This is a genomic window from Polaromonas sp. P1_F6, from assembly GCF_056405695.1.
This window is the reverse complement of the sequence record NZ_JBFUBQ010000002.1, coordinates 506091-522322: the sequence shown is the minus strand read 5'-3', so window position 1 is coordinate 522322 and position 16232 is coordinate 506091. Positions and strand designations below refer to the sequence as shown.

The 16232-nt window shown below is 63.0% G+C and carries 14 protein-coding genes; 3 read left to right on the top strand and 11 right to left on the bottom strand.

Translation table 11 applies throughout. The features are described from left to right. Positions 1-21: 21 nt before the first annotated feature. A complete protein-coding gene (locus AC1DY9_RS08320; RefSeq protein ID WP_477666266.1) occupies positions 22-2910 on the bottom strand; it encodes an aconitate hydratase in 2889 nt (962 codons plus the stop codon). 116 nt (positions 2911-3026) lie between these two features. After that, complete coding sequence (locus AC1DY9_RS08315) at positions 3027-3440, bottom strand: hypothetical protein (protein ID WP_477666265.1); 414 nt, start codon at positions 3438-3440, stop codon at positions 3027-3029. Between the two features lie 153 nt (positions 3441-3593). Here AC1DY9_RS08315 and AC1DY9_RS08310 point away from each other — a divergent pair, with 153 nt between their 5' ends. Beyond that, positions 3594-4430, top strand: a complete 837-nt coding sequence (locus AC1DY9_RS08310) for a helix-turn-helix domain-containing protein (RefSeq protein ID WP_477666264.1) — start codon at positions 3594-3596, stop codon at positions 4428-4430. Between the two features lie 4 nt (positions 4431-4434). Here AC1DY9_RS08310 and AC1DY9_RS08305 read toward each other — a convergent pair whose 3' ends face one another. From AC1DY9_RS08305 to AC1DY9_RS08290, 4 genes are all read right to left on the bottom strand, one after another. Beyond that, positions 4435-4797, bottom strand: coding sequence for a DUF1428 domain-containing protein (locus AC1DY9_RS08305; protein ID WP_477666263.1), 363 nt, complete (start codon positions 4795-4797; stop codon positions 4435-4437). 334 nt (positions 4798-5131) lie between these two features. Continuing rightward, positions 5132-6247 carry an ABC transporter ATP-binding protein gene (locus AC1DY9_RS08300; RefSeq protein WP_477666262.1) on the bottom strand — a complete coding sequence of 372 codons (1116 nt, stop codon included), beginning with the start codon at positions 6245-6247 and terminating at the stop codon, positions 5132-5134. Continuing rightward, a complete protein-coding gene (locus AC1DY9_RS08295) occupies positions 6244-7842 on the bottom strand; it encodes an ABC transporter permease (RefSeq protein ID WP_477666261.1) in 1599 nt (532 codons plus the stop codon). The genes AC1DY9_RS08300 and AC1DY9_RS08295 overlap by 4 nt, the downstream gene beginning before the upstream one ends. A 52-nt stretch (positions 7843-7894) precedes the next feature. Beyond that, a complete protein-coding gene (locus AC1DY9_RS08290; protein WP_477666260.1) occupies positions 7895-8920 on the bottom strand; it encodes an iron ABC transporter substrate-binding protein in 1026 nt (341 codons plus the stop codon). A gap of 296 nt (positions 8921-9216) precedes the next feature. Between AC1DY9_RS08290 and AC1DY9_RS08285 the strand changes: the two genes are divergently transcribed. After that, complete coding sequence (locus AC1DY9_RS08285; RefSeq protein WP_457279326.1) at positions 9217-9720, top strand: pyridoxamine 5'-phosphate oxidase family protein; 504 nt, start codon at positions 9217-9219, stop codon at positions 9718-9720. 38 nt (positions 9721-9758) lie between these two features. Next, the gene (locus AC1DY9_RS08280) at positions 9759-10142 is read left to right on the top strand and encodes a hypothetical protein (protein WP_457279327.1); all 384 of its coding nucleotides are present in this window, start codon (positions 9759-9761) and stop codon (positions 10140-10142) included. A gap of 75 nt (positions 10143-10217) precedes the next feature. Here AC1DY9_RS08280 and AC1DY9_RS08275 read toward each other — a convergent pair whose 3' ends face one another. The 5 genes from AC1DY9_RS08275 to AC1DY9_RS08255 all read right to left on the bottom strand — a co-directional run bounded on the left by AC1DY9_RS08275 (position 10218) and on the right by AC1DY9_RS08255 (position 16218). Beyond that, positions 10218-10724, bottom strand: a complete 507-nt coding sequence (locus tag AC1DY9_RS08275) for a BON domain-containing protein (protein WP_457279328.1) — start codon at positions 10722-10724, stop codon at positions 10218-10220. A gap of 55 nt (positions 10725-10779) precedes the next feature. Beyond that, complete coding sequence (locus tag AC1DY9_RS08270; RefSeq protein ID WP_457279329.1) at positions 10780-13395, bottom strand: bifunctional aconitate hydratase 2/2-methylisocitrate dehydratase; 2616 nt, start codon at positions 13393-13395, stop codon at positions 10780-10782. Between the two features lie 83 nt (positions 13396-13478). Then, positions 13479-14105: a hypothetical protein gene (locus tag AC1DY9_RS08265; RefSeq protein WP_457279330.1), complete on the bottom strand. Its 627-nt coding sequence runs from the start codon at positions 14103-14105 to the stop codon at positions 13479-13481. Positions 14106-14144: 39 nt separating this feature from the next. Beyond that, on the bottom strand, positions 14145-15143 hold the full coding sequence (locus AC1DY9_RS08260) for an HpcH/HpaI aldolase/citrate lyase family protein (protein ID WP_477666259.1): 999 nt from the start codon (positions 15141-15143) through the stop codon (positions 14145-14147). A gap of 88 nt (positions 15144-15231) precedes the next feature. Next, positions 15232-16218, bottom strand: a complete 987-nt coding sequence (locus tag AC1DY9_RS08255; protein WP_457279332.1) for a malate dehydrogenase — start codon at positions 16216-16218, stop codon at positions 15232-15234. Positions 16219-16232 lie beyond the last annotated feature (14 nt).

Here is a 16232-nt window from a genome sequence, read left to right as displayed (position 1 = left end):
ACAGCGCCAGCCGCAAGGCCATCAAGCCAGCAGTTGCCGCAACACGAACGGCAAGATGCCACCGTTGCGGTAGTAGTCCACCTCAATCGGCGTATCCACACGCAAGATCACAGTGAGCTCTTCACGCGAACCATCAGCACGCGTGATGACCAGCTTGGCTTCGCTTTGCGGCTTGAGTTCGGGGTGCGGAATCACGTCAATGACTTCATTGCCGGTGAGCTTCAAGGTCTGCCACGATTCGCCCGGCTTGAACTGCAGAGGCAGCACACCCATGCCGACCAGGTTGCTGCGGTGGATGCGCTCAAAGCTGCGCGCCACCACGGCCTTGATGCCCAGCAGTTGCGTGCCTTTGGCGGCCCAGTCGCGCGACGAACCTGTGCCGTATTCCTCGCCGGCAAAGATCACGGTGGGCGTGCCTTGGTCCATGTACTTCATGGCGGCGTCGTAGATGAACATCTTCTCGTTGCCGGGCTGGAACAGCGTGACGCCGCCCTCCTCGCGCGAGCCTTCCGCATCGGGCGGGATCATCAAATTCTTGATGCGCACATTGGCAAAGGTACCGCGCATCATCACGTCGTGGTTGCCGCGGCGCGCGCCGTAGCTGTTGAAGTCGGCCTTCTGCACGCCGTTTTCCTGCAGCCACAGGCCTGCCGGCGAGCTGGCCTTGATCGAGCCGGCCGGCGAGATGTGGTCGGTGGTGATGGAGTCGGCAAACAGCGCCATGATGCGCGCACCCTTGACGGACACGCTGCCCGCCTCGCCCGCTTTCATGGTGAAGTCTTTGAAGAAAGGCGGCTCGGCGATGTAGGTGCTGGCGGGCCAGGTGTATGACGTGCCTTTGACTCCCTTGATGTTTTCCCAGAGCTTGCCCGGCTCGGTCTTGACCTTGGCGTAATTGGCGCGAAAAGCTTTGCCGTTCATCGCGTACTTCATGAGCTTGTAGATTTCGTCGCTGGTCGGCCAGATGTCGCCCAGGTACACGTCTTTGCCGCCCTTGCCTTTGCCGACGGGTTCGGTCATCAGGTCGCGCATCACCGTGCCGGCAATGGCGTAGGCCACCACCAGCGGCGGGCTGGCCAGAAAGTTGGCCTTGAGGTTGGGGTGGATGCGAGCCTCGAAGTTGCGGTTGCCCGACAGCACGGCCGCGCAGACCAGGTCGCTCTTGCTGATGGCCTCATTGAGTTCGGGCGTCAGGTCGCCGGCATTGCCGATGCAGGTGGTGCAACCGTAGCCGGCCAGTGCGAAGCCGAGCTTCTCCAGGTAAGGCAGCAGGCCGGTCTCGGTGAGGTACTCGGTCACGATGCGCGAGCCGGGCGCGAGCGAGGTCTTGATATGCGGCTGGACCTTCAGGCCCGCCTCCACCGCCTTCTTGGCCAGCAGGCCCGCGGCCAGCAGCACACTGGGATTGGAGGTATTGGTGCAGCTGGTGATGGCGGCGATCAGCACATCGCCATTCCCCACCGTAATGCCGGGGGCTGAATGAACCACCTCGGTCTGCGCCTTGGCGGGCGCGTCCGTGGTGTTGCTGGCGCGTGCGTGCGCCAGTGTGGGGCGGTTGCCTTCCATCTCCATCACGGGGCGTGCGGCACCGGCCGGTGTGGGCGGTGCGGCCGGCAAGGTGTCTTGCCGGCCTTCATCGGTGCGACGCACCAGGTGGCGGGTGTTGAGCATGCCGGCGGGCTGGTTAAAACCATTCTCGGCAATCGATTTGCTGAAGAGCGACTTGAACTGGCTTGCGACGTTGCCGAGCTCGATGCGATCTTGCGGGCGCTTGGGGCCGGCCAGACTGGGCGTGACGTCGCCCAGGTCGAGTTTGACCACGTGCGAATAATCAATCTCGCCGGCCTTGGCCACGCCGAAGAGGCCCTGCGCCTTGAAGTAGGCCTCGAAGGCTTCGATCTCTTCTTTGGTGCGGCCCGTGCCCTTGAAGTAGTCAATGGTTTTTTCGTCGACCGGGAAGAAGCCCATGGTGGCGCCGTATTCGGGCGCCATGTTGCCGATGGTGGCGCGGTCCGGCAGGGCCAGCGTGCGCGTGCCTTCGCCGAAAAATTCGACAAACTTGCCGACGACTTTTTCTTTGCGCAACTGCTCGGTCACCCGCAGCACCAGGTCGGTGGCTGTGACGCCTTCACGCAGGCGGCCGGTCAGCTCAAAGCCCACCACGTCGGGCGTGAGGAAGTAGACCGGCTGGCCCAGCATGGCAGCCTCGGCCTCGATGCCGCCGCAGCCCCAGGCCACCACGCCGATGCCGTTGATCATGGTGGTGTGGCTGTCGGTGCCCACCAGCGAGTCGGGGTAGTACACGCCGTCCCTGCTTTTGTGCACGCCGCGCGAGAGGTATTCGAGGTTGACCTGGTGCACGATGCCGAAGCCCGGCGGTACCACGCCAAAGGTGTCAAAAGCCTGCATGCCCCATTTCATGAACTCGTAGCGCTCACGGTTGCGCTGGAACTCCAGCTTCATGTTGAGGTCCAGCGAATTTTTCTTGCCGTAGTAGTCGACCATGATGGAGTGGTCGACCACCAGGTCGACCGGTACCAGCGGCTCGATGGCTTTTGGGTTCTTGCCCAGCTTCAGCGCCACGCTGCGCATGGCGGCCAGGTCGGCCAAAAGCGGCACACCGGTGAAATCCTGCAGCACCACGCGCGAGACAACAAACGGGATTTCTTCGGTGCGCTCGGCCTGGGGCAGCCAGTGGGCCAGTTGCGCCACGTGTTCGGCCGTGACCTTTTTGCCGTCGCAATTGCGCAGCACCGACTCAAGCACGATGCGCATGGACACCGGCAGGCGGGAAACTTTGGGAAATTGTTTGGCGAGTTCCGGCAAGGAGTAGAACTTGCCGGTTTTGCCGGAGGCGGTCTTGAAGCTTTTGAGCGTGGAGGAAAAAGCGTGGGGAGGCGGTTTGGCCATGGCGGACTCCTTTTTATTGACGGCAGCCCCCATTCTGGCAGGCACTGCGGCCCCGTGGGAGTCCGGCGCCGCATACCCTGCCCCTCTACCGAGTCTTGTGCCTTGCTTGTGCTTGATTACCAGGCCGGCTGGGGCGCCGCGCGGCGCAGGCCGAAGTACTGCAGTTCGGCCAGCACCGCCACCGTCAGCGCCTGTATGACCACATAGCCCACACCCAGCATGGAGGGTGACACACGGCCGCTGGCCAGCATCAGCACGCAGGCCAGCGCCCAGCCGATATTGCCCGCCACCAGCGCCCAGATAACGCCGCGCGGCAAAGGATTACGCGTTGAAACAAACGCAACGACTGCCGCATAGACCAGCAAGAACTCTCCGGTGTAGGCAATCAGGCCCTCGGGCAGGTTCAGCAGGCGGGCCATCGCGGCTGGAAAGGTGACTTGCAATACACCGCAAGCGATGCACGACAGCGCATCCACACGCAGCACATTGCGCAGGAAGCTGGGAGAGGAAAGGATGGAACTCGAAGACATGGCAAAACTCCTGAAAGTAGCAGCCGGTGATATTGATCAGCGCTCCGGGCCGCCGGTCGGTGCGCATGGAGGTCATCATTCCTGCGCTGCAGCAGCCCGTCGATAACCTGGCAGGTAATGGAAACCTGCTCACATAGCTTTACGATGAGGACCATGACCGCCAGCACCCACCACCCCAGCCGCCCCGCGCAGCGCAGTGCGCCACAACCCTTTGGCGACCACCTGCGCCACTGGCGCCAGCACCGGCGCCTGAGCCAGCTGGACCTGGCCCAGGAAGCAGAGATATCCACCCGGCATCTGAGTTTTGTGGAAACCGGCCGCTCGATGCCCAGCCGGGAAATGGTGCTACGCCTCGCGGAGCGGCTGGCCATCCCGTTGCGCGAGCGCAATGCGCTGCTGGTGGCGGCCGGCTATGCGCCCATGTACCGCGAGCGGCCGCTAAACGACCCGGCGCTGGCTTCGGCCCGCCAGGCGGTGGAGCTGCTGCTCAAAAGCCATGAGCCCTACCCGGCCCTGGCGCTGGACCGCCACTGGAACATCGTGGCCGCCAACCGCATGGTGCCGCATTTGATGGCGGGCGCCGATGCGTCGCTGCTGGAGGCGCCCATCAACGTGCTGCGCCTGAGCCTGCACCCCAAGGGCCTGGCGCCGCGCATCGCCAACCTCCTGCAATGGCGCGACCATTTGTTTGAGCGCCTGCGCCAGCAGATCACGGCCACCGCCGACCCGGCGCTGGTCGCCTTGCTGGAAGAGCTGAAGGCCTACCCCGTGCCCGAAGAAGCCAAGGGGCCGAACCTGGAAGGCGAGCATCCTGGCGTTGTGATGCCTTTTAAATTCAACACGCCTTCAGGCGTTTTGAGCTTCATCAGCACGACCACCATCTTCGGCTCGCCGGTGGATGTGACGCTGCAGGAGTTGGCGATGGAGACGTTTTTCCCGGCGGATGACTTCACGCGCCAGGCGCTGCACGCGCTGGCGGCACAGAGCTAGATGCTTAAAGCTCAACAATCGTTTTAAAGCCGCCAAAAATCATCCGCTTCCCATCGAAGGGCAGATTCTTCGGATCCATCATGGCCTCCAGGCGCGGGTCGGACATGACCTTTTTGTTGACGCTGTCGCGCTGCTTGCGTGACTTGTAGGTGATCCACGAGAACACCACCACCTCGCCGGCCTTGAGCTTGACGCTTTGCGGAAAGGACGTGACCTTGCCCGGTTTCACGTCGTCGGCGATGCACTCGGTGTATTCGATCGCGCCATACTCCTTCCAGATCTTGCCGGCCTTGCGGGACAGCTTGCGGTAGTCCTCCACGTTCTTGGCGGGGACGGCAACGATGAATCCATCTACGTAACGGGCCATGGGAAATCTCCTTGGGTAAGCAGTTGTCACCTGAAACGCCGCAACAACCGATCAAGTTGCCGGCGTGCAAGTGCACAACCATTAATTTGTGTACACCGTACACAATATACCCAAAGACCTGTGTAAGACGCCTTAAAGATTCGTAACAAGGCATGTACTGGTCGAGCCATGCCGCTTTGCGCGGGGCGTGCCGGGTAAACGTCCGCCTCCAGCTGGGTTCATCGCACCCGTAGAAGTAGGAAAAATGCTATTAATTTAATAGCTGCTTGCGCCCGTTCTTATTGGGCTACGGCCACTATTTTCTTAAATTCCGGAAACCGGCACCCAGGCCGGTTTATTCGAACACGTGGGCCTGGCCAGCCACCGTGATGCGGACCATGGCGCCCGGCGCCGGGGCATGCAGGCCGGAGCTGCGCACCAGCAGCGGTACGTCCCACGCAGCAAGCTCCGTCGCCGCGGGTGTTTCTTCTGCCGTGCCCAGTCCAGCGCCGCGCACCAGGCGCACCGACAGCACGCAGACCGGACCGCCAAAATCGGTGTCGATAACCGCGCCGTAGCACGCAGCGGCATCCGCACTGTGCGCGGCCGCCTGCGCCGGGACTTCAGCCACCTGCAGTTGCTCTGGCCGCAGCATGATCTGCGCCGCACCGCTGCGCTGGCCGTTGTTGACCGCGACTCGCCCCAGCGCGCAGTCAGCCCAGCCGCCCGCCAGCTGCGCCGGCAGCACGATGGCTTCGCCCAGGAAGCCGGCCACCGCGGCATCACGGGGCCGCAGATAAAGATCCACCGGGCGGCCAGCCTGCACCAGTTGCCCTTCACGCATCACGGCCACCTGGTCGGCAAATGACAGGGCCTCCGCCTGGTCGTGCGTGACCAGGATGGTGGTGATACCGGCGCCACTGAGCAATTGCGCGACAGCTTTGCGGGTGCTGGCGCGCAGGCCCGTGTCCAGGGCGGAAAAAGGCTCATCGAGCAACATCAGCTGCGGGCGCTGGGCCAGCGCGCGGGCCAGCGCCACGCGTTGCTGCTGGCCGCCAGACAACTCATGCGGGCGACGGCTGAGCATGGCGATGTCGAGCGCGACCATGTCCATCAATTCGGCAATGCGTTCAGCGCGCCGGGGCGTATTGCGCGGCAGGCCAAAGCCGACGTTGCCCTCAATCGTCAGGTGCGGAAACAGCGCGCCGTCCTGCGGCACAAAACCGATGCCGCGCTGGTGCGCCGGCACGGCCTCCGGCCCGTCTGCCAGTTGCCGCCCGCCCAGCACGACGCGGCCGGCGTCGGGCACTTCGAAGCCGGCAATGATGCGCAGCAAGGTGGTTTTACCGGAACCCGACGGACCCACGATGGCGGTGCGGCTGCCGGCCGGCACGTGCAAGTGAACGCCGCCCAGTGCTTCCACAGGGCCATAGTGTTTGCGCAGGCCCTTCAGTTCAAGAGAAGTTGTCATCGTCCCGCCGTGCGTTTGGATTGGGTATAGAGCAGCCAGGTCATGGGCAGCGACAACAGCACCATGATGAGCGCGTAGGGCGCAGCGGCTGCGTAGTCGATCTCGCTGCTGTAGGCCCAGAAGGAAGTCGCCAGGGTGCGCGTGCCGTTGGGCGCGAGCATCAGCGTGGCGGTGAGTTCATTGGTAATGCCCAGGCCCACCAGCGCCGCGCCGGCCGCCGCGCTGGGCGCGGCCAGCCGCAGGGTGATGGCCCACAGCGCCTGCGCGGGCGTGCGGCCCAGGCTGCGCGCGGCCTGCTCCAGCTCCACCGGCGCCTGCGCGATGCCGGCGCGCAGGCTGATGAGGGCGCGTGGCAAAAACATCAGCAAATAGGCCAGCAGCACCGTGAGCGCTGTCTGGTAAATCGGCATGCGCACCGTCACCGTGACGAGCGCCAGCGCCACCACCACACCGGGCAGCGAACCGACCATGTAGTTGCAGGCCTCCAGCACGCGCTGCAGCCGGCCGGGCGAGCGTATCGACAGCCAGGCCATGGGCACAGCGGCCAATGTGGTCAACAGCGCACCGGCCAGCGCCAGCCCCAGGGTCTGAAAAATCGCCGGGCCGATTTCATCCACGCGCCATACGGCAGCCCCGCCTGCCACCAGCCAGCGGCCCAGGGTAACCAGCGGCACGCCCAGCGCCAGAGCGGTAACCAGCGCGGGCAGCAGCAGGCACAAGCCAGCAAAGCGGCCCAGCTTGCGTTTGAAAGGCATGCGCGCCGCGCCGGAACCTACGCGCGCATAACGCTCCTTGCCGCGCGCGGCCGATTCCAGTCCCAGCAACGCGAAGCAGCACACCACCAGTACGCCGGAAAGCATGTTGGCCGCAGGCCCGTTGTAGGTCGACTGGAACTGGTCGACGATGGCCGTGGTGAAGGTGTCGAAGCGGATCATCACGTAAAGGCCGTACTCGGCCAGCAAGTGGAGGCCCACCAGCAGTGAGCCGCCGCATACCGCCAGCCGCAGCTGCGGCAGCACCACGCGGAAGAACACCGCCAAAGGGCTCAAGCCCAGCGAGGCGGCGCTGTCTTCCATGCCCGGATCCAGCCGCCGCAAGGCTGCGGCCACCGGCAAATACAAAAATGGAAAGTAGGCGATGACCGAAACCATCACGCCGGCGGGCAAGCCGTGCAGGCCGGGGGCGACCGTCATCCAGGCATAGCTGTGCACAAAAGCCGGCACGGCCAGCGGCGCGACGGCCAGCCAGGCCCAGGTGCGCGCACCGGGCAGGTCGCTGCGCTCGGTGAGCCAGGCCAGGGCCACGGCCAGCACGGCGCACAAGGGCACCGTCAGCGCTACCAGCAAAGCAGTGTTGACGAGCAGTTCACCCACACGGGGCCGGAAGATCAACGCAGAGGCCGTGTCCCAACCCGCCTGGATGCCGACCCAGATGACAAAACCCAGCGGCAACAAAGCGAGCAACGAGACCAGCAGGGCCGCGCTGCCCACCCCCGACAGGCGCCAGCCGCCGCGCCCGGCTACAGGCGAAGGCCGCAGGGCCGCACTCGCCGGGTTAAGGGAGTCGGCGCCGACATCAAAGGGCAAGGCACTCAAGGCAGGTGTCAGATCCGCGGACCTGAAGTGGTTAGGAGCGATTGGAAGTGGTTTACAGCAGGCCGGCCTGGGTCATCAGGTCGGTGACTTTTTTGCTGTTGAGTTTGGAAGGCTCCACCTTGGGCGCCTGCAGCTCAGCCAAAGGTACCAGTTTGGGGTTGGAGGCTACGCCGGTGCCGACGGCGTACTCATACGCGTCGCCGGTTCTCAGGATGTCCTGTCCGCCTTTGCCGGCAACCCACTTCACGAAGGCCTGGGCTTCGGGCTGGTGCTTGCTCGAGGCCAGCACGCCGCCACCGGAAATGCTCACAAAAGCGCCAGGGTCCTGGTTGCGGAAGTAATGCAGCTGGGCGTTGTTGCTGTTCTCGCCGGTCTTCGCCTGGTCGCCGTAGTAGTAATAGTGGTAAATCACGCCACCTTCGATCTGGCCGGCATTGACGGCCTTGAGCACGGTGCCGTTGCCTTTGTAAGGCGTGGCGTTTTCCTTCATGGCCTTGAGCCAGGCGGCCGTGGCGGCTTCGCCCTTGAGTTCGAGCAACGCGCTCACGATGGCCTGGAAATCAGCGCCGGAGGGCGACGCGGCCCAGCGGCCCTTCCAGGCGGGCGTGGCCAGGTCCAGCATGGACTTGGGCAACTGCGCCGGCGTGAGCTTGGCCTTGTTGTAGACAAACACCGTGCTGCGCGCGGCGATGCCCGTCCAGCGGCCATGCGCGGGGCGGAAGTTGGCAGGCACTTCAGACAGCGTGGCCGCGTCCAGCGAAGCGAACAGCCCTGCCGTGTCGACCAGCGCCATGGCCGGCGAATTCTCCGTCAGGAACACGTCGGCGGGCGAGGCCTTGCCTTCCTGCACGATCTGGTTGCCCAGCTCGGTGTCACTGCCGTTGCGCAAAGTGACCTTGATGCCGGTTTCCTTGCTGAAGGCTTCAGCCCAGGCTTTGGTCAGGCTGGCGTGCTGGGCGTTGTAAACCACGATGCCTTCGGCGGTGGGCGTGACGGTTTGGGCGGTGGAGGCCATTGGCGCGGCCAACAGGCCAGCAGCCAGCACAGCGCCGGCAAAGAATGGGAACGACAGTTTCATGAAACACCTTTTAGAGATCAAAACGGCCCGGTTCGCCCGAACCGGGCCGGGCGCGGCGCAGGCATTGAAGCCTGCGGGGCGCCTGTAAGCAAACCGTAATACAAATGCGAATTACTTGCATCTATATGGTAACCGCTCGCGCCATTAGTTCCCCCGCAGGGCGATGGTTTACACAGGCTGTGCCTGGAAACGGGGCTGTCGGTACTTGCTGACAGCTGCCCGCGCCGCCCGCTGATGAGCGGCCCGCGGCTTGATGCCTAGCATCGACGCATTGGCCACCACCCACGGGAGTTTTCATGAGCGCAACAAAATCAGACCACGACACCCTTTGGGAGCTGATCCAGGGCATCAAGTTCGGCATGCTGACGCACCGACAGGCCAGCGGCATGTTGCACGCCCATCCCCTGACCACGCAGAACCAGTCGCTCGATGCGGAATCTCATTTGTATTTCTTCATCTCACGCAAAAGCGAGATGGCCCAGCGGCTGCAGCATGACGGCAACGTCAACGTGTCCTACGCCGACCCGGGCGCCGACAGCTACGTATCGGTGTCGGGCCAGGCCGTGATCGCGGAAGACCAGGCCAAAAAAGAAGAACTCTGGTCACCGCTTGCCCGCGCCTGGTTTCCTGCGGGCGTCAACGACCCGGACCTGGCGCTGCTGGAAGTGCGCATTCATCACGCCGAATACTGGGATGTGAAGGAAAGCAAGATGGTGCAGCTGGCCAGGATGGCCAAGGCGGCCATCCTGGGCGAGTTGCCGCGCAAGCTGGGTGAGCACAAAGAGCTGCATATTTCCTGAGAATTCGCCCGAAAACCTGTCTCCAACCGGCCCTATCCATGCCCTTTATCTCGTTCAACAAAGCCACTGAGCCCAGCGCGCCCGACGATTTGCGCATCAACACCGCGGCAGTGCTGTACATAGAAGCCTCACGCCCCGACCTGATGGGCCAGACCACCATCCACATGCTGGGCCAGGGCACCACCGTCAATGCCGTCACCGAATCGATAGGCACCGTGGTTTCCACCATAGGCGGATTGGTGGCAGTCAAGCGCCACTACCTCGCGCCGCCACCAGACGATGGTGCCAGCACGGTCTATGTGCTGCCCGCCAACATCAGCCACATGCGCCCCAATCTGCCGCTCGCGCCGGAGTTCTGGTACCTGAAGTTTGTCGATGGCTCGGAACTGCGGGTGGTGGACCCGCTGCCTTCGGGGCTGTAACTTCCGATCATTGAAAAGCAAAAAGTCCCGCAATTTCTTGCAAGACTTTTTGTGTTTCATGTCGAAAGGAGGACGTTATTTCTTTTCAACCTGCGCCGGCACGTAACGCACAGGCTCATCACCCACACGCAGGTAGTTCACCACCCCCATGACGTCGTCGACCAGCCAGACCGCTTTTTCAAGCGCCTCGGACTGCTCGCGTGTCTTGACGCAACCTTTGAGAAAGACCAAACGCCGCTCGCCCTGCACCCACACACTGGTGTCGTCGAACCGGCCGTCGAGCTTGATGTATTGCGACACGCGCGGAATGATTTCGGCATCGTACCAATACGAGTTGGCCAGGCGGCAACGCCCCACGCGGTAGCAACTGCCGCCGTGCTGCGCCCGCACATGGGCTACGTCGCGCACTTCCTGCTCGGTATAGAGCGGCCCCTCCGGCACAGGGCACGGATTGATCGCCGAAGTGACCTGCAGGAAGGGGTCGTTGAAGGCGTTGGTGCGCGCTTCCTGAGCTCGAGCGGCTGCACCGGTGGCCAAAAAAAGAACAAAAAAAAGGAAGGAAAGAAGTGACGGTTTCTTCATCACTTCATCCTTCCATTTCAGCTTGCGGCTGTCAAGCCGACGGCAGGGTGCCCACTTAAGCGGCCACGCCGTCCTTCACCGTGTCAGCCATGTCGGTGTAGTCCTTGACCTGGTCGAAGTTGAGGTACTGATAGATCTTGTCGCTGGCAGCGGTCAGCACACCCATGTCGGCCATGTATTCGGCCTTGGTGGGGATGCGGCCCAGCTTGGAGCAGATCGCCGCCAGCTCGGCGGAACCGAGATAGACGTTGGAGTTTTTCCCGAGGCGGTTCGGGAAGTTGCGGGTGGAGGTGGAAAACACCGTCGCGCCCTCTTTCACCTGCGCCTGGTTTCCCATGCACAGGCTGCAACCCGGCATTTCCATGCGTGCGCCGGCAGATCCCAGCACGCCGTAGTGGCCTTCTTCGGTCAGCTGCTTGGCATCCATCTTGGTCGGCGGCGCCATCCACAGTTTGACGGGGATGTCGCGCTTGTTTTCGAGCAGCTTGGAAGCGGCGCGGAAATGGCCGATGTTGGTCATGCAGCTGCCGATAAAGACTTCGTCGATCTTGCTGCCGGCCACTTCGCTCAGCGTCTTCACGTCGTCAGGGTCGTTCGGGCAAGCCACGATAGGCTCATGAATGTCGGCCAGGTCGATCTCGATGACGGCAGCGTATTCGGCGTCCGCATCGCCCTTGAGCAATTGCGGGTCGGCCAGCCAGGCTTCCATGGCGGCGATGCGGCGCTTGATGGTGCGCACATCCGAGTAACCCGTGGCGATCATCCACTTCAGCATCGTGATGTTGCTGTTGATGTATTCGATGATGGGCTCCTTGTTCAGGTGCACCGTGCAACCGCCGGCAGAACGCTCGGCCGAGGCATCGCTCAATTCAAAAGCCTGCTCCACCTTGAGGTCGGGCAAGCCTTCGATTTCCAGGATGCGGCCCGAGAAGATGTTCTTCTTGCCTTGCTTGGCGACCGTCAGCAGACCGGCCTTGATGGCGTACAACGGGATTGCGTTGACCAGGTCGCGCAGCGTGATACCGGGCTGCATTTCGCCCTTGAAGCGCACCAGCACCGACTCAGGCATGTCCAGCGGCATGACGCCGGTGGCAGCACCGAAAGCCACCAGGCCTGAGCCCGCGGGGAAGCTGATGCCGATGGGAAAACGCGTGTGGCTGTCGCCGCCGGTGCCGACGGTGTCGGGCAGCAGCATGCGGTTGAGCCAGCTGTGGATGATGCCGTCGCCCGGACGCAGCGGGATGCCACCGCGGTCGCTCATGAACTCGGGCAGCTCGTGGTGCATCTTCACATCGACCGGCTTGGGATAAGCCGCCGTGTGGCAGAAGGACTGCATCACCAGGTCGGCGCTGAAACCCAGGCAAGCCAGGTCTTTCAATTCGTCGCGCGTCATCGGACCGGTGGTGTCCTGCGAGCCGACGGAAGTCATCTTGGGCTCGCAGTACGTGCCGGGGCGTACGCCCTGGCCTTCAGGCAAGCCGACCGCACGGCCAACCATTTTTTGTGCCAGCGTAAAGCCGCGGCCGTTGTCGGCCGGGTTCTGCGGCAAGCGGAACTGGGTAGACACGGGAAGGCCCAGCGCAAAACGCGCCTTGGCCGTGAGGCCGCGGCCGACGATCAGCGGAATGCGGCCGCCGGCGCGCACTTCGTCAAACAGCACGTCGCTCTTGAGTTTGAACTCGGCGATGACCTTGCCGTCTTTCAGCGCCTTGCCCTCATAGGGGCGCAGTTCGATCACATCGCCCATGGCCATCTGGCTCACGTCGAGTTCGATCGGCAACGCGCCCGAGTCTTCCATGGTGTTGTAAAAAATCGGCGCGATCTTGGAGCCGAGGCAGACACCGCCGAAACGCTTGTTCGGCACAAAGGGAATGTCTTCACCGGTGAACCACAACACCGAGTTAGTTGCGGACTTGCGCGAGGAGCCGGTACCGACCACGTCGCCCACATAGGCCACAAGGTTGCCCTTGGCTTTCAGCTCTTCAATGAACTTGACCGGGCCGCGCTTGCCGTCTTCTTCGGGCGTCACGCCGGGGCGGGCATTCTTGTGCATGGCCAGCGCGTGCAGCGGGATGTCAGGGCGGCTCCAGGCGTCGGGTGCGGGGGAGAGATCGTCGGTGTTGATTTCACCAGCCACCTTGAAAATGGTGAGCTTGATCGACTCTGGCACTTCCGGGCGGCTGGTGAACCACTCGGCATCGGCCCAGCTTTGCAGCACGGCCTTGGCGTATTTGTTGCCCTTGCCGGCCTTTTCCTGCACATCGTGGAACTGGTCGAACATCAGCAACGTGTGCTTCAGGCCGTTGGCCGCTTGCGTGGCGACGCTGTCTTCAGCGTCGTCGAGCAGCTCGACCATGGGGCTGATGTTGTAGCCGCCCAGCATGGTGCCCAGCAACTGCGTTGCTTTCTCACGGGAGATCAGCGAGCACTTTTCGGTGCCGTGCGCCACGGCAGCAAGATAGCTGGCCTTGACCTTGGCGGCCGCATCAACCCCGGCCGGCACACGGTGCGTGATCAGCTCCACCAGAAAGGCCTCTTCGCCCTTGGGTGGGTTCTTCAGCAGCTCAATGACCTCACCGGTCTGCTGGGCCGACAGCGGCAGCGGGGGAATACCCAGCGCGGCGCGCTCGGCCACATGGTTGCGGTAGGTTTGTATGAACTCGGGCATCATGGTTTTCTTCTCCTGTACTCAAAATTTGCACGGTCGATGCGCGTGCGGTCGCGGTCTGTGTCTGTATTGGGCTTTATGGGGCTTTATGGGGCTTTGGCCGGGGCAGTTTCTGGCTGAGCAGAACCCGTGCCAGCCTGAGCTGGCGCAGCTTTGGCGGCAGGCAAGGCCTCCAGAATGCTGGTCGGGGGGTTCTTCTTCATGTCATCGGCAAAAGTCACCTGCGCCGGGCTCATGCACTCGTCAGCCAGGCGCTGGCCCATTTTCTGGCTCATCAGCATCGACTTGTTGCCCAACTGGAGCCACATGGCGCCTGCACGGCCGTCTTCCAGGCGGATGGCACCGGTGCGGCTTCCGACCGGGTGCATGCGAAAACGCATCTTGCCCGTCTGCACCAGGAAGAAGCCCGGGCGTTTTTCATTCGGCGTGATGGTGACGGAGGCACCCAGTTCGCAGGGAATCGTGCCAATGTAAACCCGCTTGGCGAGCTCCAGGTCTTCAGGGGTCAAGGTGACAGACGGGTCATCGTCAATGGGCGTCCTTTCTTCCACCACCTTGGCGGCAGAGCGCCTGATCGGTGCACGCTTGGCGGCCTGGGCAGGCTGGTCAGCTGCGGCTGCAGCCTTGGGTGCGGCGGCTTTAGGGGCCGCCGTCTGGGCCAGCAACAGGGCCGGGGCGGCCAGCATCAAGGCAGAGAGAGCGAAATGTTTCATGGGGGGTCCTTTGGAACGGTCAACAGTCAATCGGAAAAATCAGTGAAGCGGCGCAGAAAAATATGCCTGCGCCTCGTGCGGTAAGACACGGCCGGTCTGGTGCGCGCGCTCCAGAACCTGCCAGAAGTAGCGGTAGCTCGCGCGGTCGTGCAGCTTGCCTTCAAAACTGATGGGGGCCCAGTCTGAGCTTGCGGCAGCAGCTATTATTTTTGTAGCACTTTCAATCTCGCCCTCGGTGGGCGCAAAAGCCGCCAGGATAGGCCGGATCTGGTTGGGGTGGATGCTCCACATGCGGGTGTAGCCCAGTTCACGGGCGGCATGGCGTGCGGCGGAAGTCATGGCCTCAGTGTCATTGAACTCTGTGACAACACAATGCGACGGCACTTTGCCGTGGGCATGGCAAGCCGACGCGATTTCGAGCTTGGCGCGCATCACCAGCGGATGCGTGAACTGGCCGCGGCTGCTCATGCCGTCGGCGGGAATCGCACCGCCATGCGCCGAGACAAAATCCATCAGGCCAAAACTCAACGACTGCACGCGCGGATGAGCAGCAATGTCGAAAGCGTTTCGCACCGCGAGTGGAGACTCGATCAGCACGTGCAGCGGCAGGCCACCGGCCGATGCTGMGAGCAGAGCCTGCTCGGCCCTGACCACATCGGCAACCGATTCCACCTTGGGAACCATGATGTGTGAGAGATGGCGGGACAGCTTCCCGGCAATGACAGCCATGTCGGCATCAAAGGCGGGGTGGTCCACCGAATGGATGCGCACCGCGACGCGGGCCTTGTCGCTGGCCAGGGCCGCCAGCGCCACGACCATCGCGGCATGGTCGGCTTCGCCGCCCACGGGTGCGCCGTCTTCGCAATCCAGCGTCACGTCAAACACGCAGGCGCCGAACTCCTCGATCATCTCGGCCTGCAATTGCAGGCTTTTGCGCATGCGGGCTTCAACACCGCTGTAGTGATCACAAACCGGAAGAAACCCGGCTTGTGCCTGGGCACCCAACAGAACGTCGCGCGGATGTTGGCGAGCCCCCACGCTTGTCACTTCGTGTACTACGCTGCCCCCCGAGGGGGCCGTGCTTGCTTGGGGCGGCCCTGCGCGGCGCACATCGCTCATTAATTGCTCAGAGCAGGTGCTTGACGCCGTCTTGCTCACCCTTAAGCTCGTCCAGGGTCTTGGTAATGCGTTCCTGGCTGAAAGCGTCGATTTCCAGGCCTTCGACCAGTTTGTATTCGCCGTTTTCGCAGGTCACGGGGAAACCGAACATGACGTCTTTCGGAATGCCGTACTGGCCGTCCGAAGGGATACCCATGGTGACCCACTTGCCGTTGGTGCCCAGGGCCCAGTCGCGCATGTGGTCGATGGCGGCATTGGCGGCCGATGCGGCCGAGGACAGGCCGCGCGCTTCAATGATGGCGGCGCCGCGCTTGCCGACGGTAGGCAGGAACACGTTGGCGTTCCATTCCTGGTCGTTGATCATCTTGGCGACGCTTTCGCCCTTGATGGTGGCAAAACGGTAGTCGGCGTACATCGTGGGCGAGTGGTTGCCCCAGACGGTGAGTTTTTCAATGTCGGCCACGGCCTTGCCGGTCTTGGCTGCGATCTGGCTGGCGGCGCGGTTGTGGTCCAGGCGCAGCATGGCGGTGAAGTTCTTGCGCGGCAGGTCAGGGGCGCTCTTCATGGCAATGTAGGCATTGGTGTTGGCGGGGTTGCCAACCACCAGCACCTTGACGTTGCGGCTGGCGACGGCGTTGAGCGCCTTGCCCTGCGCCGTGAAGATGGCGCCGTTAACGGCCAACAGCTCGGCACGTTCCATGCCAGGGCCGCGTGGGCGCGAACCGACCAGCAGCGCGTAGTCGGCATCCTTGAAGGCGGTCATCGGGTCGCTGTGGGCTTCCATGCCGACCAGCAGCGGGAACGCGCAGTCGTCGAGTTCCATCATCACGCCCTTGAGCGCTTTTTGCGGGCCTTCAACGGGCACTTCGAGCAATTGAAGAATGACGGGCTGGTCCTTGCCGAGCATTTCGCCGGAAGCAATGCGGAACAACAATGCGTAACCGATTTGGCCTGCTGCACCGGTGACTGCAACGCGGACGGGTTTTTTGCTCATGATGGGAGGACTCC